Source organism: Yoonia sp. JB2-21 (assembly GCF_055693545.1).
The window spans coordinates 1,603,281-1,622,635 of record NZ_JBVFUC010000001.1 but is presented as its reverse complement, the minus strand read 5'-3'; the positions used below and the strand labels follow the sequence as shown (position 1 = coordinate 1,622,635).

Below are 19,355 nucleotides of genomic sequence, written 5' to 3'. Positions count from 1 at the left end.
CTCTTCGGGGCGCTGCCCCGGACCCCGAGGTATTTTCGAACATGAGAAGGGATTTGGCGCATGCTGATTACCGATCATGATCGCGCGGGCGGATATTGGGGTGCAGTCTATGCCTTCTGTGCCGTTAAAGGCTTGCAAGTTGTTATTGATGGCCCGGTGGGTTGTGAAAACCTGCCTGTGACGTCCGTTTTGCACTACACCGACGGATTGCCGCCGCATGAGTTGCCGATTGTGGTGACTGGCCTTGCCGAAACCGAGATGGGTGAAGGTACTGAAGAGGCGATGAAGCGGGCGTGGGAAACGCTTGATCCTGCTTTGCCTGCCGTTGTTGTGACGGGTTCCATTGCCGAGATGATTGGCGGTGGCGTCACCCCGCAGGGCACCAATATTCAGCGTTTTTTGCCACGGACCATTGATGAGGATCAGTGGGAATGCGCAGACCGCGCGATGACTTGGATCTTTACGGAATTTGGCATGACCAAAGGCCGGATGCCGCCCGAGAAAAAGCGCGAAGAAGATGCCAAGCCTCGCGTGAATATCCTTGGGCCGATGTACGGGGCGTTCAACATGCCGTCCGATCTGGCTGAGATCCGCCGCTTGGTTGAAGGCATCGGAGCTGAGATCAACATGGTTATGCCTTTGGGTGCCCATGTTGCCGAGATGCGCAATCTGGTGAATGCCGATGTGAACGTCACAATGTATCGCGAGTTTGGGCGCGGTCTGTGTGAGGTGCTGGGCAAGCCCTATCTGCAAGCACCCTTTGGCATTGATTCCACAACGAAGTTCTTGCGCAAGCTGGGTGAATTGACGGGTCTCGACCCGGAGCCGTTTATTGAGCGCGAGAAGCATTCGACCATCAAGCCCGTCTGGGATTTGTGGCGGTCGGTGACGCAGGATTTCTTTGCCACGGCTGAATTCGCAATTGTCGCCAATGAGACCTATGCCCGCGGAGTGCGCCACTATCTTGAGGGTGATCTGGGTTTCCCTTGTGCCTTCGCTGTCGCCCGGTGCCGTGGCAAGAAAACCAACAATGATGAAGTGCGCAGCTTGATGCACACCAAGCGCCCTTTGATTGTTTTGGGTTCGATCAACGAGAAAATGTATATGGCTGAGATGAAGGCGGGGCATGGCCCGTCGCCAGTATTCATTCCCGCCAGCTTCCCGGGTGCCGCGATCCGCCGTGCCACGGGCACGCCCTTTATGGGCTACGCCGGTGCGACTTATCTGTTGCAAGAGGTCTGCAATGGTCTGTTTGACGCGCTGTTCCATATCCTGCCCTTGGGCAGTGAGATGGATGAAACCGACGCAACCCTGACACCGCTGCGCCGTGATTTCCCTTGGGATCCTGATGCGCAAGCCAAACTGGATGAGATCGTGGCAACGCACCCGATCCTGACACGAATTTCTGCCGCCAAAACGCTGCGTGATGCAGCCGAGCGCGCAGCCCTCGACGCCGGCAACGACCGGGTTGTTCTTGAGACCGTCGAGACACTGCAACCATCCTCGGGAGGACGGACATGACAGACTTTACAACAGACGCCCCAACAAACGTTACGGGGCTACGCTCACGGACAGCACCGCCAAAACGCGAATACTACGCCTATTTCGGGCTGATCTTTCTGGCCACGCTGCCGCTTTGCATCCTGACTTGGGTGTTGTCAGCAGCACGCCAGATGGAAATGCCAGCCAAGGGCCCGTTCGCCAAGGCTTGGACGCAGGCCCGCATCATTACGCCGCAGATCTTCAGCGCTTGATCTACAGCGACGACATATGGGCCCGCACGAGCAGTGGCCACGACATTTGCCCGAAAGGGCATCCGATGTTCATCATTCCCCCCGGGATGATGGATTAGGGCAGAGGAAGAGCTTCTGTCGTAACCCGGCCGCGGGGGGTGCGCGGCGTCAGTACTTTATTTTGGAGACAAAACATGGCTGACAAATCTGACCTATCTTTCACAGGTCTCACTGACGAGCAGGCCCAGGAGCTGCACGCAGTTTATTTGAGTGGGTTCACGCTGTTCGCAGCCGTGGCAATCGTTGCTCATATTCTGACGTACATCAAGCTTCCTTGGTTTAGCTGGTAGGAGAGGAATAGCACATGGCACAGTTCTACAAGATCTGGCTGGTATTCGACCCACGCCGCGTTTTCGTGGCTCAGGGCGTATTCCTGTTTCTTCTCGCAGCGATGATTCACCTCGTCCTGCTGAGCAATGAAAGCACAAACTGGTTCCAACTCGCCTTCGGTGGCGGAATGTAACCGGCTTTTGCCGCAAGACTAAGCTGCGGGCGGGCATCCGTCCGCCCGTAGCAAACACCGACATTGACGATGACAGGGCGCGCCCGAACGGGGACGCAGGGCCTGTCGATGAATGGAGATTGGAAGATGGCACAGCTCAGCTTCGAGAGAAAATACCGGGTCCGTGGCGGGACATTGGTAGGCGGTGATCTGTTCGACTTTTGGGTGGGGCCATTTTATGTGGGCTTCTTCGGGGTTACGACGTTCTTTTTCGCCGTCCTAGGGACGATTTTGATTTTTTACGGGGCCAGCCAAGGCCCGACATGGAACCCGTGGCTGATATCTATCAACCCACCACCGTTGGAGTATGGTCTTGGCCTTGCCCCGCTTTTGGATGGCGGTTTGTGGCAGATCATCACGATGTGCGCGATTGGCGCATTCGTCAGCTGGATGCTGCGCGAGGTCGAGATTTGCCGCAAACTGGGCATCGGCTATCACGTGCCGTTTGCCTTTGGCGTTGCCATCTTTGCCTATGTCACGCTGGTTGTGATCCGCCCGGTGCTGCTGGGTGCTTGGGGGCATGGTTTCCCTTATGGCATCTTCAGCCACCTCGATTGGGTCAATAACGTGGGCTACACCTACGGCAACTTTCACTACAATCCGGTCCATATGATCGCGATCACGTTCTTCTTTACCACCTGTCTGGCGCTTGCGCTGCACGGCTCGCTGGTACTGTCGGCCGTGAACCCGCCCAAGGGCCAAGAGATCAAGTCACCTGATCATGAAGACACCTATTTCCGCGATCTGATCGGCTATTCGATCGGGCCGTTGGGGATTCACCGCCTTGGCCTGTTCTTGGCGCTGAACGCGGGTTTCTGGTCTGCGATTTGCATCGTCATCTCAGGCACCGTCTGGTTCGAAGAATGGATCGTCTGGTGGGATTGGTATTATGAGCTGCCCTGGTGGGTGGAACTGTAAGGAGGATATGAACAATGGCTGAATATCAAAACATTTTCACCCAGGTTCAGGTCCAAGGACCGCCTGAAATGGGCGTCGAAGGCTTCGACGGCGCTGCAATCGACCGCGGCAAAGGGGCGGGTTTCTCGAAACTTGCGGGCTTGTTCGGCAACGCACAGTTAGGCCCGATCTATCTGGGCTCCTTCGGGGTGATCTCACTGGCGACCGGTCTGATCTGGTTTGTCATGGTTGGTTTGTCCTTCTGGGCGCAGGCCGATTACAACCCGGCGATTTTCCTGCGCGATCTGTTCTGGTTGTCGCTTGATCCGCCTTCACCCGGTTACGGTTTGGGCATGCCACCCATGAATGACGGCGGGTACTTCATGATCGCGTCGTTCTTCTTGCTGATCTCTGTGATCACATGGTGGGTGCGGACATACCTGCGCGCAGAAGCGCTGGGCATGGGCAAACACGTGGCATGGGCCTTCGCCTCTGCGATCTGGTTGTTCCTTGTCTTGGGTCTGTTCCGTCCGATCCTGATGGGCGACTGGTCTGAAATGGTGCCTTATGGCGTCTTCTCACACCTTGACTGGACGAACCTGTTTTCGATCACATATGGCAACCTGTTCTACAATCCGTTCCACGCTTTGAGCATTGCGTTCCTTTATGGGTCTGCCCTGCTGTTTGCGATGCACGGTGCGACGATCCTTGCGGTCAGCCGCTTCGGCGGTGAGCGCGAGATCGAACAGATCGTGGACCGCGGTACCGCGACCGAGCGTGCCGCCCTTTTCTGGCGCTGGACCATGGGCTTTAACGCCACCATGGAAGGTATCCACCGCTGGGCGTGGTGGTTCGCAGTTCTGACAACGCTGACTGGCGGTATCGGAATTCTGTTGACCGGTACGGTTGTTGATAACTGGTTTGTTTGGGCGCAGCAGCACGGCTACGCGCCGCTGAACTAAGGAGAGAGATGATGAAAAACGACAACATCCTCGACATGAGCGAAAAGAGCAGGCTGACAGCCGATATCACGCTCTTGATGCTCAAAGGGGCGGGCTATGCCGCTGTGTTCGTGCTTGCCGTCTGGTTCGTGATTGCAGCGATGGCCTTTATCGGGCGCATCCTGCCGGAAGAAAGCCGTGACACGCCTGATCCGATCAACCGGTCATCGCTGGTGATCGAGATCGAAGAGACCGTACAGGTCTGAGTGAGACAGAAACAGGCGGCGCGCGACGCCCCGCCTGTTTCTTCGCCATCGGGCTACCCTCCCTGGCTGGCCCGATATTGGGGTGAATGCCCCAGTTCCCTTCCTGTTGGCTACAGGAGAACTAGCGTCGCAATAGGGCTCCACCCTTTTGCGACGCTTTTTTGTTATCACAAAGGTGCCGTTATGACCAATCGCCCCCACACGCCGTTCCTCGATAGCGTCACAGGCCCCGCCGACATTCGCCGCATGAATGATACCGCCATCGCCAATCTGGCTGACGATGTACGCGCTGAGGTGATTTCTGCCGTGTCCGAAACGGGCGGGCATCTGGGGTCTTCGCTGGGGGTGGTTGAGCTGACGACAGCGATCCATGCGGTGTTTGACACACCACGCGACAAGCTGATCTTTGATGTGGGCCACCAGTGCTATCCGCATAAGGTTTTGACGGGTCGGCGCGACCGGATCCGGACGTTGCGCCAAGAGGGCGGCCTGTCCGGTTTCACTAAACGCGCAGAGAGTGACTACGATCCCTTTGGTGCGGCCCATTCCAGCACGTCGATTTCTGCGGCACTGGGTTTCACCGTGGGCCGCGATATGGGCATGCCGACAGGTGACGCGATTGCCGTGATCGGTGACGGTTCGATCAGTGCGGGCATGGCCTATGAGGCGCTAAACAACGCCGGCGCCGAGGGCCGCCGCTTGTTTGTGATTTTGAACGACAATGAAATGTCGATTGCCCCGCCTGTAGGTGCGATGTCGAAATATCTGTCGGGCCTCTATGCGTCGCCCATGGGCGAGCTGCACAAGATGGCCGAAGGGTTTGAGGCCGCTTTGCCCGGCCCCCTGAGGGACCATGCACGCCGTGCGCGCAATCTGGTCACTGGCATGCAAACGGGTGGGTCAGGGACGCTGTTCGAAGAGCTGGGCTTTTCCTACATCGGTCCGATTGACGGCCATGACATAAGCCAGCTTTTGCCAGTCTTGCGCGCAGCGCGGACCCGCGCGACGGGCCCTGTCTTGATCCATGTCTGCACGACCAAGGGCAAAGGATACGCCCCTGCAGAAGATAGTGCCGATTGCGGGCATGGTGTGTCCAAATTCGATGTCGCGACTGGCGCACAGGCGAAATCCAAACCCAACGCGCCCAGCTATACCAAGGTATTCGGGTCTGCGCTGACGACCGAGGCGCAGATGGACCCCAGTATCGTGGCAGTGACCGCCGCGATGCCCTCTGGCACTGGCGTCGATATCATGGGCGCGCGGTTCAAGGACCGCGTGTATGATGTTGGCATCGCAGAGCAGCACGGTGTGACCTTCGCCGCCGGGATGGCGGCGAGCGGACTGAAACCGTTTTGTGCGATCTATTCGACCTTCCTGCAACGCGGCTACGATCAGGTGGTCCACGATGTGGCCTTGCAAAACCTGCCCGTGCGCTTTGCGATAGACCGTGCCGGGCTGGTGGGGGCCGATGGGCCGACCCATGCGGGTGCCTTTGATATCGGCTACCTCTCTGCCTTGCCGAATATGGTGATGATGGCGGCGGGGGATGAGCTGGAACTGATGCATATGGTGCGCACCGCTGCGGCCTATGACGACGGGCCGATTGCATTCCGCTATCCGCGGGGCGAAGGCGTGGGGATTGAGCTGCCCGAACGGGGTAACCTGATCGAGATCGGCAAAGGCCGGATCGTGCAGGAAGGGTCTGACGTGGCCATCCTGTCGTTCGGGGCGCATCTGGGCGAATGTCACAAGGCTGCCGAAAAGCTAGCTGCCCAAGGTGTGAGCACGACAATTGCAGATGCACGCTTTGCCAAACCACTAGACCACGCACTGATCCGGCAGTTGCTGCGCAACCACAAGGCGCTGATCACGGTAGAGCAAGGATCGCGCGGCGGTTTCGGCGCGATGGTGCTGCATGATCTGGCCAACGATGGGCTGCTGGGCGGGCGCTGCCAAGTGCGGACGATGACGCTGCCGGACCGCTATATTGATCATGCGTCGCCAGATGCGATGTACGCGGACGCAGGGCTGACAGCGGTGGATATTGCCGCGACAGCGATGCAGGCGGCGGGGATTGAAGTGAAGCGGGTCGAGGTTGGGGTTTAGCCGAGCGTTCCTGCCTGAAACAGCCACACTTTCAGCCCACCATGCGGGATGGGGGCACCTTTGGGTTTGAACGGCAGCCCCGTTGCCTTCGCCAGTCCCGCCTCGCTGGTCACAATCCCGACCCGCCAACCCGAGAACTCTCGTCTAATCGCCTCGCCCAGCCCGGCATAGACGCCATAGAGCATTTTCTGGTTGCCGATCCGCCCGCCGTAGGGCGGATTGCAGATGATCAGGCCGGGTGGGCCTGCGGGCCGTGTGATGTCAGCGGCAGAGAGGTTTTGGAAAGTGATGTGAGCCGCGACGCCCGCCCGTTCGGCGTTGGCAGTGGCCATGCGGATGGCACCGGCGTCGCGGTCGCTGCCGCAGAAATGTTGCATGGGGCGGTGGATGTGATCCACCTTACACATCGCCTCCCAAGCGCCCTCATCAAAGGTTGCAAGCTGTTGGAACGCAAAGTCACGGCTGCGGCCGGGGCGTAGCCCCATCGCGATCTCAGCCGCTTCGATCACGAAGGTGCCAGACCCACACATCGGGTCCAACACTGGCTCTGTCCCGTTGTACCCACATTCCCGCAGCATCAGGGCGGCCAGCGTTTCGCGCATGGGTGCTTTGCCCACGGCTTCTTTGTGCCCGCGCTTGTGCAGGCTTTCCCCGGATGTATCAACACTGATCGTTACCCGGTTGTCGTCGATACGCACTTTGATGGCGACCGGCGCATCCGCGCTGATGGTCATGCCGTGGCTGTCTTTCAACGCGGTTTCGATCCGTTGGGTCGCGGCACCGGCATGGTAGATCTTGGACTTCTTCGAAGTGCTGACCTCGACCCTGACAGGTACGTCCGTTCGCAGGATATCACCCCATGGAAACTTGCGCGCTCGTTTATCCAGTTGCGCGAGGTGAAACGCCATGAAACTGCCGACCCGCGCCAGCACCCGCGTGGCCCCGCGCATCACCAGATTGGCACGCCAGACGTCGTGCCAGGTGCCAAGGATCGCGACCCCGCCGGACGTGGCTTTGGCGTCGGCAAAGCCGTTGTCCAACGCCTCTGCAAGCAATGCTTGTTCAAGTCCCGGTGTGGCGACCATGAAGATTTCGAAACTGTCGTTCATTCACCGTGCATAAGGGCCTTTGCCGACAAGATGCAAACGACAAGGCGCTAGAAGTTCGATTCAATGCCCAACAGAACCTGAAAGGTTGAAGAGGTGATTTCTTCGGCGCTGGAGTCTGTGCGGCTGGCCGATACAGACATGCTGGGTGAAAAACCGAAATAGCTGATCTCTTCAAAGATCGCGCTGATTTCGGCTGACACAAACCTGTCGCGTCGCCCGTCGAGGGTTGTCGTGAACTCGTCATATGTGCGGTAGCCCACTTCGAAGGATGTCGACCAGCGTGTATTAAGAAGCGGTTCCGCTGGCGAGTATCCAAGGCTTGCGCGGTATTCATAGTAGAGATTTTCGAAACCCGCATCGTTTTTGCGCCAAGCGAGGCTTAGGCGCAGTTGGTCATTGTTGCTAAGCAGGCGTGTATAGGAGCCCAGTAGATCGTAGGCTTCAGAGTCGACCAACTGCGATATCAGCGCCTGCTGGTCCCGCTTCGATGCTCGCAGGTTCACTGCATTTCTGTTGTCAATCGGGATGAATTGCTGCAAGATCAGGTCTTGGTAGTTGATCAGACGTTCGCCGCCTTCCCAATAGGTTCCAAAGTTCACGCTTCCGATGAGCGGGCCCAAAGGACTGAGGTTGTTTTGTTGGTGCGTGAACCCAAGCTCTGCAACAAGTGTCGAAAAGTCACTTCCTTCAACATCGCGGACGTTTGGATTGGGAGAGGAATCAAGAAGGTCTCTTGCTTCGGATGAGAGCGTAAAGGTCTCGCCTGATGCGAATGCTGTGAGGGTAGAGCGGTGGTTGCTGGTTTGCTCAAGGCGATATTCAGCGCGGGCACTGCCCGAAAAGGCGACCCCGGACAGCGCGCGCCTGTTTTCAGGAAGTTCAAAAGACAGGCCGATTGTTTCAAAGCTGAGGATACCGTCCTCTGACCCGTTGTTGATGTTGTCGGATGGTGCGACCGATGCCGTGAACTGGAATGACAGCGGGTTGGCCTGAACCGTTCTGACGTATTCGCGGGCGACGCCAAGCTGTTCTTCTTCGGTTGAAGCATGGTTGATGGCGCGGCGCAGCCAAAATTCGGCCCGGACATATTGGCGCAGACGGAACCGCGCGCTGGCGACCAGTCGCGCCGCCTGCAACTTTGTGCTGTCGTCGGCCGCGACATCATAGGCTTGTGCGCCCGTCCTTGCAGCTTGCGCATGATCGCCAAGGTCCGATTGCGCCAATGCAAGCACGAAGAGCGCGGGATAGTTGTCGGGGTCTTGCGACAGGATTTGTTGTGCGAGTGCGGCGGCTTGCGCAGGGTTCTCTCCGACCAAAGCGGCCTCGGCCTGCGTTTGCAAGGGTGATGTTGCTGTCTGGCTTGATACCTGTGTTGCATTCACGCTTAGGCACAGCATGATCGCGCAAATTTTTAAGCAAGAGTTCATTTTGTTGGCTTTATAATCATGTCCGCGGCAGCAATACAAAGATATGCATTTTAGGCAAGTTGCGGTGATTTTGAAGGAGATTTGTCCAGCAAGTTTTGTATTGATGTGGGCGGATAGTTGCTTTTGATCAGGACAACTGCGATTTTGGGTTTACATGTAAGCTCTTGCAGTTAGCAATCGTTTGGGGCGTATTGGAGAGATTTTGATGAAAAAGACAGTTGGTTTCTTGGCACTATTGGCACTTCCTGCATGTATGGGAGGCGGCGGTGGCGGTGCTGATGTCACCCGGGCGGGGATTGATACCGTTGCAAACGCTGAGATGGCTACCGCCCTCAATGGTGCACGCGGCGTCGGTTTGCCGGGATTGGCCTACAACCAAACTGTTGGTGAAGTTGCTCAAGATCACGCGCAAGATATGGTTGATCGCAACTATCTGAGCATCTTTGAGCTTGGCAGCACTGACGGCACGGCAAGCGACGGACGTCGCGATTTGGGTGATGACCTGAACGATGCCGGTTTCACCTGGGAAAACATTGTTCAAATGGTGGCGCAGGGCGAGAAGGCGAATGGTCAGGCATTGTTTGACGAATTGCTCGCGCTTCGGACAAGTGATGGCGTCGAAGGTGATACCGGTCTGACACTGGAAGACGAGCTGGAGTTCGAGCCGGGCTACAATACATTTGGCCTTGGTAAAGCTGGGTCAGGATCCAACCAAAGATGGGCGCTCATTGTGGTCGACCCAAGCTAGCACTTGTCGCGCCGTTTCGTTTGACGGCAGCATGAGAATTAAGACCGTGAAGCACTGAGGTTTTTCACGGTCTTTTTGTTACAAACCTCGGCGGAATTCTGGCGGGGCTGCGTAAGGATGCAGCGTAGTCCCGCCCATATTCGATCATTCTGATGCGGTGAATTGTCAGACGAGATCGGCTTGCGTTAAGCCCTATCAGCCACTGACAAGAGCGACCAAATGAAAAATACACTAGCGATCTTTGCCATCTTTCTTACCGCCGCATGCGGTGGATCGGGTGGGAGTATGTCTAACGAACCCGCTGTTACCTCTGCCAGCGCGTCACCATCCCCTACGCCGCCGCCCGTTCAGGACGTCGTTGTTTCAGCGCCCGCAGGTGATTTTGCCAGCATGCTCAATAACGTGCGGTCGAATGCCGGTTCTGCCCCGGTGTCCTATGACGCCCGATTGGGTCGTGCCGCGCAGGGCCATGCCAACGATATGCTGCGCAACAACTTTTTCTCTCATACCGGCAGCAATGGATCGTCTGTGGGTGATCGCGTGACGGCTGCGGGTTATCAATGGCGCACGGTCGCGGAAAATATTGCCCGTGGACAGCGCGACGAAGAGGCGGTTTTGCAAGCGTGGGTCAATTCACCCGGCCACCAGCGTAACAATGTGAACCCGAATTTCGAAGACTTCGCGTTGGCGAAAGCCGGGGCCGGATCCAGCCAATATTGGGTCTTGGTCTTTGCGACGGAACGGTAGTTAGCTTTCGCTCAAAGGTTCTGGAACGCGCGCTGTTTCGGGCTTTGGTTTGGGTTTTGCGATACCTTCCAGCGCCTTGAGCGGTTTGCGCACCGCTTCTGTCAGCCCCGGTCGCGTGGGTGCCGCCATTTGCTTGCTCACTTCAACGATCAAGACACCACCTGCCGCGACGAAGGGCATGTTGTGTCCTGCTTTTTCTAAGAAACCTGCCGATTTGCGCCATATCTTTCGCGCCGATGGTGGTTGATACAGCGCCGACATTGTCCGTTCTGTCACGAACTGGTGCCGCCTGAGTTGCGCATCTAACTGACTAAGAGAGTAGGGTCTGCCATAGCCAAATGGTGTCGCATCCGAGCGCGACCACAGCCCTGCGCGGTTTGGTACAATGAAGACGGCTCGTCCACCGGGGCCAAGCACGCGCCAAGCTTCATCCAGCAAAAGCGAAGGCTGCTCGGTGGTCTCTAGCCCATGCAGCATGACCAGCTTGTCCACATGCCCCGTTTCAATCGGCCAGAGTGTATCTTCGCACAGCACGCTGACGTTTTTGCCATCTGCAGGCCAGGGCATCACCCCTTGCGGCCCTGGCATCAGCCCGATGACCCGGCGCGCGTCTTTCAGGAATGGCCGCAGCAGCGGTAACGCGAACCCAAACCCCACCACCATCTGTCCCTTGGCCTCTGGCCACATGGTGCACAGCTCATCCCGGATCACCTTTTGCGCCGCACGCCCCAGCGCACTGCGATAATAGAAATTTCGCAAGTCCAAAACGTCGAGATGCATTGCGGTTTGCGGCTCCTTGGGCAAAGCTATGAGCGCAACATATCAAGAGAAGGCGGCTTTGCCATGACAAAGACAGCAGCGGTTGAAATGGTCGTGGTGCCGTGTCTGAGCGATAACTACGCTTTCTTGGTGCACAATAGCGCGACGGGCGAGACCGCATTGGTTGACGCCCCCGAGGCCGCCCCAATCCAAGCAGCACTTGATGCCCGCGCTTGGACACTGACCGATATTCTGATCACGCATCATCACTATGATCACATTGACGGTGTTGCTGCCCTCCGCGCCGGTGCCAGAGTCATTGGCGCGAAGGCGGATGCACACCGCTTGCCCGATCTGGATTTGCAGGTTGAAGACGGCGACGTGATGACCGTTTGTCATCAACCGACACATATTTTTGATGTCTCGGGTCATACCGTTGGCCATGTGGCTTTTCATATGCCCGATGCAGCCTTGGTTTTCACCGCTGACAGCTTGATGGCACTGGGCTGTGGTCGCCTGTTTGAAGGGACCCCCGCACAGATGTGGGACAGTATGCAAAAACTGCGCGCCTTGCCGGATGATACGGTTGTTTGTTCAGGCCATGAATACACAATGGCAAATGCGCGTTTCGCATCATCCCTTGACCCAGATAATCCTGACCTTATCTCTCGTATCAAGGGGATTGAGGCAGCGCGTGCTGCGGACACACCAACGGTCCCTTCCACGTTGACCGAAGAGAAGCGCACAAATCCGTTTTTGCGCGCTGATATCCCGGAATTTAAGGCTGCCATTGGTATGGCGGACGCGTCTGCGGTTGACGTGTTTACCTATATTCGGGCGCAGAAGGACAAATTTTGACCACGAAGCTGTGAAAGCGTGGTGAAAAGCAGGTCAAATCTCGGGCATCACGTGTTTTGTGATGCGCAAATAGAAAAAGTCCTTGAAGGTTGGGGAATAAAACCAAACCTTAAGGGTAAGAGGCCACGGTTGGGTCACGCCAGCCCCCGATGTGAAGGAGCACAAGACGTGCCATCATTTTCGACAACACTAGAGCAGTCCATTCATGGCGCACTCGCGCTGGCCAATGAACGTAAACATGAACTTGCGACACTGGAACATCTGCTGCTGGCGCTGATTGATGAACCTGATGCCGCCCGCGTAATGCGCGCCTGTTCGGTCAATCTGGACGATCTGCGCAAGGATCTGGAAGGTTTCATTGAGGATGACCTTTCATCCTTGATCACCGATGTCGAAGGGTCAGAGGCTGTGCCAACGGCTGCGTTCCAACGTGTCATTCAACGTGCCGCGATCCATGTGCAATCGTCCGGCCGCAGCGAAGTAACAGGTGCCAATGTGCTGGTCGCGATCTTTGCAGAGCGCGAAAGCAACGCCGCCTACTTTTTACAAGAACAAGATATGACCCGCTATGACGCGGTAAACTTCATTGCGCACGGTGTGGCGAAAGACCCTGCATTTGGGGAATCGCGCCCAGTGACCGGATCAACCGAAGAGGGTGAGACAATCGCCCCCGGTGAAGGTGACGAAAAAGAAAGCGCATTGGCAAAATACTGCGTTGATCTGAACGCCAAGGCCACCAAGGGCGATGTTGATCCCCTGATTGGCCGCGCGCATGAGGTCGAACGCTGTATTCAGGTGCTGTGCCGCCGCCGCAAGAATAACCCGCTGTTGGTGGGTGATCCGGGCGTGGGTAAAACCGCAATTGCCGAAGGCTTGGCCTTCAAGATCGTGAACGGTGAAACGCCAGAGGTGCTATCGAAAGCGACGATCTATTCGCTGGATATGGGCGCGCTGCTTGCTGGGACCCGTTACCGCGGTGATTTTGAAGAACGGTTGAAGGCCGTGATGACCGAAATGGAAGATCATCCCGATGCGGTGCTGTTCATTGATGAAATTCATACGGTGATCGGTGCAGGTGCGACCTCTGGTGGCGCGATGGATGCGTCAAACCTGCTGAAACCTGCGTTGCAGGGTGGCAAGCTGCGCTGCATGGGCTCGACCACCTACAAAGAGTTCCGCCAGCACTTTGAAAAGGACCGCGCCTTGTCGCGGCGGTTCCAGAAGATTGACGTGACAGAGCCTTCGGTCCCTGATGCAATCAAGATTTTGCAGGGCCTGAAGCCCTATTTCGAAGAGCATCACAGCATCAAATATACCGCTGACGCGATCAAGACCGCTGTTGAACTGTCGGCACGTTATATCAACGACCGCAAATTGCCCGACAAGGCGATTGACGTGATTGATGAGGCTGGGGCCGCCCAGCATCTGGTCGCTGAAAGCAAGCGCCGCAAGACAATTGGCGCCAAAGAGATCGAGAATGTCGTGGCCAAGATCGCCCGCATTCCGCCCAAGAATGTGTCAAAGGACGATGCGGAGGTTCTGAAAGACCTTGAGAAGTCACTGAAGCGCGTGGTCTTCGGGCAGGATCAAGCGATCGAAGCGCTGTCATCGGCGATCAAACTGGCGCGTGCCGGTCTGCGTGAGCCTGAAAAGCCTATTGGGAACTACCTGTTCGCGGGTCCAACCGGTGTTGGTAAAACTGAAGTGGCCAAGCAACTGGCGGACACGCTGGGTGTGGAACTGATGCGCTTTGATATGTCCGAGTATATGGAAAAGCACGCGGTCAGCCGCTTGATTGGTGCGCCTCCCGGTTATGTCGGGTTTGATCAGGGCGGTATGCTGACCGACGGCGTCGATCAGAACCCGCATTGTGTGCTGCTGCTGGACGAGATGGAGAAAGCGCACCCTGACGTCTACAACATTCTGTTGCAGGTCATGGACCACGGCAAGTTGACCGATCACAACGGACGGACCACCGATTTCCGCAATGTGATTATCATCATGACGTCAAACGCAGGTGCGGCTGAAATGTCGAAAAACGCGCTGGGCTTTGGCCGTGAAGCGCGGACCGGCGAAGATACCGCCGCGATTGAGCGGACGTTCACGCCGGAATTCCGCAACCGTCTGGATGCGATCATCAGCTTTGGCGCGTTGCCGAAACCTGTGATCATGCAAGTGGTTGAGAAATTCGTCCTGCAACTTGAGGCACAACTGATTGACCGCAATGTACATATTGAACTGACACCCGCCGCGGCAGAATGGCTGGCCGATAAAGGCTATGATGAGAAAATGGGTGCGCGCCCCTTGGGCCGCGTCATTCAGGAACACATCAAAAAGCCGCTGGCCGAGGAGTTGTTGTTCGGCAAGCTGGTCAAAGGCGGGATCGTAAAGGTCGGCGTCAAGAAGGGCGCGCTAGACCTGAAGTACGAGGCACCAGCGCAAGGCCGGATTGCCGGTGGTGGGGATAAACCGCCGTTGTTGACGGCTGACTAAGTCGGTTCGAACTATCCAAAGGCTCGCTGTGATTAGTTTGGCGGGCCTTTTTTGGTCTTGGCTGAATGTCTGGAAAGAGCCCGCTTGGCCAATGCCGCACTGCCTACCAGTGGCTGCTTTGCTCACTCGCTTATCGCAGCTTGGCGACGACTTTGATCTCGAGAAGCAGATTAGGGTCCGCGAGATTGACCACCCCTAGGGCGGTCCAATTCGGGAACGGAGGCTTCGGAAAGGCGGACTGTTTCGCGGCGGCAAAAGCGTCGAAATGGTCATACATGCTTACGTGAAAGCTGGTGACATCCACAACGTCATCAAAACTACATCCTGCCGCGCTTAGGACGTCATCCAAATTCATAAACGCCTGGCTGAACTGAGCGCCTGGATCAATGATTGCAGCGCCTGTTGCGTCGACACCAACTTGTCCGGACACAAAAAGGAAACCACCGCTTCTGATAGCCGCTGCGTAACCATATGCGTCGTAGTTCGCTTGCTTGTCCTTTGGGAAAATTACATCTCTCATCGCAATTTTATTCCTATACAGTTGCATTGAAATAATAACTATGCGAATGTATAGATATAGTCAAATGGATTGAAGAATGCCGCGCCCCAAATCCTATGATCGACAGGAAGCCGTTGAGAAAGCCTGTGCCGCCTTCTGGCAACATGGGTTCCAAGCCCTGGGCGTTCGGGAACTTGAACAGCTTACCGGGATCAACCAATTCGCCATTCGGTCGGAGTTTGGAGGTAAAGAGGGCCTTTTTTTGGAAGCGCTGCACTACTATGGCGACGCTGCGATCACGAATGAAATGGCACCGATGAAGAAAGGTGGCATTCCCGAGATCATCTTGTTCTTGCGTGGCCTTGTGACGCCCGGATCGATGACGTCTAGCCAGTTCGGATGTCTTATGGTGAACACCGGCGTCGAGAACGCAAGGATCCAGAGCCCAGCATTAGCGAAGACAACGGCGACTTACTGGTCAGAATTGAAAGATCACTTCTTGTATGCTCTTGAAAATGAGCAAAGGACCCGAGAAGATCGGAGGTCCTTTCCATCTGATCAATTGGCGACCGCGCTGGTGTCTGCGGTGATGGGTATCCACGCAGAGAACCGCATGCAGCAGGACCAAACGGCCGGGCAGGCGCTGGTTGATCTCATGTGCGTGATGCTTGCAGATTTGGAAGCATCCAAATGAAAGCTGACGTCCAATTGATTGAGGGCTTCGACGGTGTGTATGTGGCTCGGTCGAAGAAACTGAGCTGCACAGTCTTCCGCCTGCGCGATAAGAGCCTTTGCCTGTATAGCCCGGTAAACGGGCTGGAGACGGCGCTTGCGCAGCGTCAAGAGGAAATGGGGAAAGTAACCGCACTATTGGCCCCCAATCACTATCACAACAAAGGGTTGTTAGCCTATCGTGACGCCTTCCCACATGCTTCATTGTATTGTTCCGCTACCGCTCAGCCACGCTTGAAGAAAATTACGGGGCTGACGTTCGAAGCGCTTGATAGATTGCAAGAAAGACTTCCTGAAGGCTCAGATTTGCATGAACCTGACGGCCTTAAAACGGGGGAAATCTGGTTGAAGGTGAAATCACATGCGGGTTGCGCCCTGGCTGTGACCGATGCGTTCAACTCGGTTCTCCACCCTTCGGGAACGTATACTGATCGCGCAAGCTTGTTGGGAACTTTTCCGCGTTACGGTGTGAAAGACACTGGTTCTTACAAAGCCTGGGCAACTGAGTTTCTGACTGCGACAGCACCGTCGATCTTGTTGCCGTGCCATGGCTCTCCAGTGAAATCTGCTGATCTGATCACGCAACTTATAGATTTGGTTGAAAAAGATATTTGATATCGGCATCGCCAAAGCAGACCTTGGCGCAATTGCAGCGAAATGGTGCTTCGTCTGCCGGGCCCCCTCACCGCTCTGTCAATTTTAACTCAATTCGCCGATTTTGGGCGCGCGCTTCGGGTGTGTCCAGCGGGTTAATCGGTTGGAATTCACCAAATCCGTTAGCAGCCAGTCTGCGTGGATCGATCCCAAGATCCTCTGACATGAACCGCACCACCGACAGCGCGCGGGCCTGGCTGAGTTCCCAGTTATCTGCGAACCGTCCATTGCGGTTCACCGGGATATTGTCGGTGTGCCCATCCACGCGGATCACCCAGTCAATACCGGCCGGGATGTCGTCTGCGATGCTGCGCAGGATGCCCGCGATATTGGCGATCTCGTCTTCGCCTGCTCCGGATAGTGTCGCGCTGCCGGGTTCAAAAAGCACCTCTGAGTTGAAGATAAAGCGGTCACCTTCGATGCGAATGCGGTCTTGTCCTTCAAGGATCTGGCGCAACTCCCCAAAGAAGTTAGACTTGAACCGCGCAAGATCTTCGGCTTCGGCTGCCAAACGCGTCGCTTCTTCTTCCAGTCGTGCGGCTTCGGCTTCAAGCCGGATGCGCTCTGCTTCTTCCAATGCGCGGCGTTGGCGTTCTTCTGACACCACACGGGCGAGGGCGGTGTTAAGCTGCGCGCCCAAGGTTTCGATTTGGACTTGTGCTTCGCGGTCGGCATCTTCGGCAAGGTTCAGCAAGGATTGCAAGTTGCCGACTTGGGTCCGCAATTCGGTGATCTGTTCATTCAGCAGGGCAACCTGACGCTGGCTTTCGGCAGACAAGGCTTCTTTTGCGGCGAGTTCTTCGTTGGCAATCGCCAGCAACGCCGCTTGCCGCTCTGCTTCGCTTGATTGATTGCCCAGGTTGCCTTGAAGCTGGGCAAGTTGCCCTGCCATCGTTTCGTTTTCATCTTCCAACGATCCGCGCAGGGCGTCCAATTCGGCCTGTGCGGCGCGTGCTGCGGCCAGCAGGGTCAGTGTTTCTTCGGCTTCTTGTCGTTGCTGTTCAAGGTTCAGCGTCATTGCCGTCAGTTCAGTGTCTGCGTTTGCAAGCCTTTCGCGCAATGCTTCTGCAGCCGCCGCGTTGGTCAACTGTTCGGCTTCCAATGCAGTGATGCGCGTCGTGTTTGCATCATTCTCGGCCTCAAGATCAGCGACCAAAGCCTCCAACGCCTCGCGTCGGGCAGCGGCGAGCCTTGCGGCCTCTGCGCCTTCATCGATCTCGGTTCGGGCCTGCGCAAGCGCAAGGTTGAGCGCCTCTTGTTCGGTCAAGAGACGGGCTTGTGCGTCTTCCAGATCAGCGATGTCGGCCAAGGCCTCGCTCCGTTCGGCCAAAAGCCCGGCAACCTGCGCCTCGAATTGGGTAATCTCACCTTGTGCCCGTGCCAGAGCCTGGTTCTGGGCTTCGCGCTCGGCGATCAGTGACGCAATACGGCTTGCCTGACGTGCGGCCTCTGCGTTGGCGTCGTCAAGGTTTGCGGACAGTTCAGTTGTCCTGTCGCGTTCCAGACCAAGGGTCTGGGTCAGCGCTGCGACTTCATTGCTGAGTGCGTTCAATTCGGATTCTTGTCCGGTGATCTGTTGGCGCAGTACGAACTGAATGACCATAAAGATCGTCAGCACGAACATCAGCACCAGCAACAGCCCGGTCATCGCATCGACGAAACCCGGCCAGATCGCGTTTTGAAAGCGGTTTGATGATCTGCGGCTCAGCGCCATTGATCAGCCTCTATCTTTGATCGCATTGGCCAGATTGGCGATTTCGACGCGCAGGTCGCCGACGCTTTCCTGCCGTCCCGCTGACATTTCTTCCAAGATACGTAGCAGTTGCACGTCGATGGACCGTAGGCGCATCCGGCTTTCCGCATCTATGCCGTCCATGCCGCTGTCATCCAGTTTTTGGATCAGCGCTTCCTGCCCCAGTGCAACACGTTCGAGCATGTCATTGTGAGAGTTGGTTGTGTTCGCCTGCGCCATCTTGTCCAACGATGTTGCAAGAGTGGCAAAGCGCCGGTCGTTTTCTTCGCGGTCGGCGTCTGTCTGTCCCATCATCATTTGGATCGTGTCCATCAGCTCGCCCAGCTGATCGACGAAGGGGCCCATTGCGCTGAAGTCGGCGCCGCCCCCTTCTTCGCCGTCGATGCCGACGCGCGTGATGGTCGACAGCCATTCTTCGAGTTCGCGGTAGAACCGGTTCTGCCCATGCCCAGCGAAAAGTTCCAACAGGCCGACGATCAGCGACCCGGCAAGACCAAGCAATGAGCTTGAGAATGCTGTACCCATGCCGCCAAGCTGTGCCTCGAGCCCGGATTGGAGGCGTGCAAAGATGTCCGCGCCGCTTTCCCCTTCGCCGGGGTTGAGCGAGCGGATCGTTTCAACAAGGGCAGGCACTGTTGTCGCAAGCCCGTAGAAGGTGCCTAAAAGACCCAGGAAAATAAGGACATTGCCGATGTATCGCGTGATTTCGCGGTCTTCGTCGATCCGTTGTGCGACGGAATCGAGGATGGAGCGCCCAGAGGATGACGAGACTTGCGTGCGTGCCCCACGTGATCGCAGCAGTGTCGCAAGCGGTGCAAGCAGTGAGGGCGCCGCGCTGTAGGAATGCCCGCCCTGTTCCTTTGCGAACCGTTCAATCCAGCGGACCGAATTCATCAGCAAGAAGACTTGGTTAAAGCAAGAGAGCACGCCGAGAACGAACACCCCAAGGATGACGCCGTTCAAATAGGGGTTCGACATGAAGATCGCGGTGATCTCTTCGAGCCCGAGGTAGAAGCCAGCGCCGACCAACCCGATCACGATCAACATGAACAGGAGTTGCCGGATCGGCTG

Annotated in this window: 20 protein-coding genes; 14 read left to right on the top strand and 6 right to left on the bottom strand. The window is 56.6% G+C overall.

Annotated elements, in window-relative coordinates; genetic code table 11:
* Nucleotides 1-60: 60 nt before the first annotated feature.
* From bchZ to dxs, 8 genes are all read left to right on the top strand, one after another.
* Nucleotides 61-1,521: a chlorophyllide a reductase subunit Z gene (gene bchZ, locus ACZ1G5_RS08140; RefSeq protein WP_472732362.1), complete on the top strand. Its 1,461-nt coding sequence runs from the start codon at nt 61-63 to the stop codon at nt 1,519-1,521.
* Entirely contained in the window at nt 1,518-1,754 is a 237-nt protein-coding gene (gene pufQ / locus ACZ1G5_RS08135; RefSeq protein WP_472732361.1) for a cytochrome PufQ, read from the top strand. Before bchZ ends, pufQ begins: the two co-directional genes overlap by 4 nt.
* A gap of 173 nt (nt 1,755-1,927) precedes the next feature.
* Nucleotides 1,928-2,083, top strand: coding sequence for a light-harvesting antenna LH1, beta subunit (gene pufB / locus ACZ1G5_RS08130; RefSeq protein WP_472732360.1), 156 nt, complete (start codon nt 1,928-1,930; stop codon nt 2,081-2,083).
* A 14-nt stretch (nt 2,084-2,097) separates the two neighbouring features.
* Entirely contained in the window at nt 2,098-2,256 is a 159-nt protein-coding gene (gene pufA, locus ACZ1G5_RS08125) for a light-harvesting antenna LH1, alpha subunit (RefSeq protein WP_008231903.1), read from the top strand.
* 126 nt (nt 2,257-2,382) lie between these two features.
* Nucleotides 2,383-3,213: a photosynthetic reaction center subunit L gene (gene pufL, locus ACZ1G5_RS08120; RefSeq protein WP_472732359.1), complete on the top strand. Its 831-nt coding sequence runs from the start codon at nt 2,383-2,385 to the stop codon at nt 3,211-3,213.
* A gap of 14 nt (nt 3,214-3,227) precedes the next feature.
* On the top strand, nt 3,228-4,154 hold the full coding sequence (pufM, locus tag ACZ1G5_RS08115; RefSeq protein ID WP_472732358.1) for a photosynthetic reaction center subunit M: 927 nt from the start codon (nt 3,228-3,230) through the stop codon (nt 4,152-4,154).
* 11 nt (nt 4,155-4,165) lie between these two features.
* A complete protein-coding gene (gene pufX, locus ACZ1G5_RS08110) occupies nt 4,166-4,399 on the top strand; it encodes an RC-LH1 core complex protein PufX (RefSeq protein ID WP_472732357.1) in 234 nt (77 codons plus the stop codon).
* A 183-nt stretch (nt 4,400-4,582) separates the two neighbouring features.
* Nucleotides 4,583-6,505 (top strand): 1-deoxy-D-xylulose-5-phosphate synthase, encoded by a 1,923-nt coding sequence (gene dxs / locus ACZ1G5_RS08105; protein ID WP_472732356.1) that lies wholly within the window; start codon nt 4,583-4,585, stop codon nt 6,503-6,505.
* Here dxs and ACZ1G5_RS08100 read toward each other — a convergent pair.
* Both ACZ1G5_RS08100 and ACZ1G5_RS08095 read right to left on the bottom strand, forming a co-directional pair.
* Complete coding sequence (locus tag ACZ1G5_RS08100; protein WP_472732355.1) at nt 6,502-7,614, bottom strand: THUMP domain-containing class I SAM-dependent RNA methyltransferase; 1,113 nt, start codon at nt 7,612-7,614, stop codon at nt 6,502-6,504. The two genes, dxs and ACZ1G5_RS08100, sit on opposite strands and share 4 nt — an antisense overlap.
* A gap of 47 nt (nt 7,615-7,661) precedes the next feature.
* Nucleotides 7,662-9,011, bottom strand: coding sequence for a tetratricopeptide repeat protein (locus ACZ1G5_RS08095; protein WP_472732354.1), 1,350 nt, complete (start codon nt 9,009-9,011; stop codon nt 7,662-7,664).
* 235 nt (nt 9,012-9,246) lie between these two features.
* Between ACZ1G5_RS08095 and ACZ1G5_RS08090 the strand changes: the two genes are divergently transcribed.
* Together ACZ1G5_RS08090 and ACZ1G5_RS08085 are read left to right on the top strand one after the other, a co-directional pair.
* Nucleotides 9,247-9,789, top strand: coding sequence for a CAP domain-containing protein (locus tag ACZ1G5_RS08090; RefSeq protein ID WP_472732353.1), 543 nt, complete (start codon nt 9,247-9,249; stop codon nt 9,787-9,789).
* Nucleotides 9,790-10,008: 219 nt separating this feature from the next.
* Nucleotides 10,009-10,536, top strand: a complete 528-nt coding sequence (locus ACZ1G5_RS08085) for a CAP domain-containing protein (protein WP_472732352.1) — start codon at nt 10,009-10,011, stop codon at nt 10,534-10,536.
* On the opposite strand, the gene ACZ1G5_RS08080 is transcribed toward ACZ1G5_RS08085, so the two are convergent.
* A complete protein-coding gene (locus tag ACZ1G5_RS08080; protein ID WP_472732351.1) occupies nt 10,537-11,316 on the bottom strand; it encodes a class I SAM-dependent methyltransferase in 780 nt (259 codons plus the stop codon).
* A 63-nt stretch (nt 11,317-11,379) separates the two neighbouring features.
* Between ACZ1G5_RS08080 and gloB the strand changes: the two genes are divergently transcribed.
* Together gloB and clpA are read left to right on the top strand one after the other, a co-directional pair.
* Nucleotides 11,380-12,153: a hydroxyacylglutathione hydrolase gene (gloB, locus tag ACZ1G5_RS08075; RefSeq protein ID WP_472732350.1), complete on the top strand. Its 774-nt coding sequence runs from the start codon at nt 11,380-11,382 to the stop codon at nt 12,151-12,153.
* A 168-nt stretch (nt 12,154-12,321) separates the two neighbouring features.
* Nucleotides 12,322-14,646 (top strand): ATP-dependent Clp protease ATP-binding subunit ClpA, encoded by a 2,325-nt coding sequence (gene clpA / locus ACZ1G5_RS08070; protein WP_472732349.1) that lies wholly within the window; start codon nt 12,322-12,324, stop codon nt 14,644-14,646.
* A 130-nt stretch (nt 14,647-14,776) separates the two neighbouring features.
* On the opposite strand, the gene ACZ1G5_RS08065 is transcribed toward clpA, so the two are convergent.
* Complete coding sequence (locus tag ACZ1G5_RS08065; RefSeq protein WP_472732348.1) at nt 14,777-15,166, bottom strand: RidA family protein; 390 nt, start codon at nt 15,164-15,166, stop codon at nt 14,777-14,779.
* Between the two features lie 76 nt (nt 15,167-15,242).
* Here ACZ1G5_RS08065 and ACZ1G5_RS08060 point away from each other — a divergent pair, with 76 nt between their 5' ends.
* Nucleotides 15,243-15,839, top strand: a complete 597-nt coding sequence (locus tag ACZ1G5_RS08060) for a TetR/AcrR family transcriptional regulator (protein ID WP_472732347.1) — start codon at nt 15,243-15,245, stop codon at nt 15,837-15,839.
* A complete protein-coding gene (locus ACZ1G5_RS08055) occupies nt 15,836-16,492 on the top strand; it encodes a hypothetical protein (protein ID WP_472732346.1) in 657 nt (218 codons plus the stop codon). The genes ACZ1G5_RS08060 and ACZ1G5_RS08055 overlap by 4 nt, the downstream gene beginning before the upstream one ends.
* Nucleotides 16,493-16,559: 67 nt before the next feature.
* Here ACZ1G5_RS08055 and ACZ1G5_RS08050 read toward each other — a convergent pair whose 3' ends face one another.
* Both ACZ1G5_RS08050 and ACZ1G5_RS08045 read right to left on the bottom strand, forming a co-directional pair.
* A complete protein-coding gene (locus ACZ1G5_RS08050) occupies nt 16,560-18,245 on the bottom strand; it encodes a peptidoglycan -binding protein (protein ID WP_472732345.1) in 1,686 nt (561 codons plus the stop codon).
* 3 nt (nt 18,246-18,248) lie between these two features.
* Nucleotides 18,249-19,331, bottom strand: coding sequence for a biopolymer transporter ExbB (locus ACZ1G5_RS08045; protein ID WP_472734296.1), 1,083 nt, complete (start codon nt 19,329-19,331; stop codon nt 18,249-18,251).
* Between the last annotated feature and the right edge of the window lie 24 nt (nt 19,332-19,355).

Bases quoted from the DNA above. Each gene is read 5' to 3' on its own strand.
- pufQ (WP_472732361.1), top strand. From the start codon at position 1,518: ATGACAGACTTTACAACAGACGCCCCAACAAACGTTACGGGGCTACGC.
- gloB (WP_472732350.1), top strand. From the start codon at position 11,380: ATGACAAAGACAGCAGCGGTTGAAATGGTCGTGGTGCCGTGTCTGAGC.
- dxs (WP_472732356.1), top strand. From the start codon at position 4,583: ATGACCAATCGCCCCCACACGCCGTTCCTCGATAGCGTCACAGGCCCC.
- ACZ1G5_RS08055 (WP_472732346.1), top strand. From the start codon at position 15,836: ATGAAAGCTGACGTCCAATTGATTGAGGGCTTCGACGGTGTGTATGTG.
- ACZ1G5_RS08085 (WP_472732352.1), top strand. From the start codon at position 10,009: ATGAAAAATACACTAGCGATCTTTGCCATCTTTCTTACCGCCGCATGC.
- bchZ (WP_472732362.1), top strand. From the start codon at position 61: ATGCTGATTACCGATCATGATCGCGCGGGCGGATATTGGGGTGCAGTC.
- pufB (WP_472732360.1), top strand. From the start codon at position 1,928: ATGGCTGACAAATCTGACCTATCTTTCACAGGTCTCACTGACGAGCAG.
- pufA (WP_008231903.1), top strand. From the start codon at position 2,098: ATGGCACAGTTCTACAAGATCTGGCTGGTATTCGACCCACGCCGCGTT.
- ACZ1G5_RS08090 (WP_472732353.1), top strand. From the start codon at position 9,247: ATGAAAAAGACAGTTGGTTTCTTGGCACTATTGGCACTTCCTGCATGT.
- ACZ1G5_RS08100 (WP_472732355.1), bottom strand. From the start codon at position 7,614: ATGAACGACAGTTTCGAAATCTTCATGGTCGCCACACCGGGACTTGAA.
- pufM (WP_472732358.1), top strand. From the start codon at position 3,228: ATGGCTGAATATCAAAACATTTTCACCCAGGTTCAGGTCCAAGGACCG.
- pufL (WP_472732359.1), top strand. From the start codon at position 2,383: ATGGCACAGCTCAGCTTCGAGAGAAAATACCGGGTCCGTGGCGGGACA.
- ACZ1G5_RS08095 (WP_472732354.1), bottom strand. From the start codon at position 9,011: ATGCTGTGCCTAAGCGTGAATGCAACACAGGTATCAAGCCAGACAGCA.
- ACZ1G5_RS08060 (WP_472732347.1), top strand. From the start codon at position 15,243: ATGCCGCGCCCCAAATCCTATGATCGACAGGAAGCCGTTGAGAAAGCC.
- ACZ1G5_RS08065 (WP_472732348.1), bottom strand. From the start codon at position 15,166: ATGAGAGATGTAATTTTCCCAAAGGACAAGCAAGCGAACTACGACGCA.
- ACZ1G5_RS08045 (WP_472734296.1), bottom strand. From the start codon at position 19,331: ATGTTGATCGTGATCGGGTTGGTCGGCGCTGGCTTCTACCTCGGGCTC.
- pufX (WP_472732357.1), top strand. From the start codon at position 4,166: ATGAAAAACGACAACATCCTCGACATGAGCGAAAAGAGCAGGCTGACA.
- ACZ1G5_RS08050 (WP_472732345.1), bottom strand. From the start codon at position 18,245: ATGGCGCTGAGCCGCAGATCATCAAACCGCTTTCAAAACGCGATCTGG.
- ACZ1G5_RS08080 (WP_472732351.1), bottom strand. From the start codon at position 11,316: ATGCATCTCGACGTTTTGGACTTGCGAAATTTCTATTATCGCAGTGCG.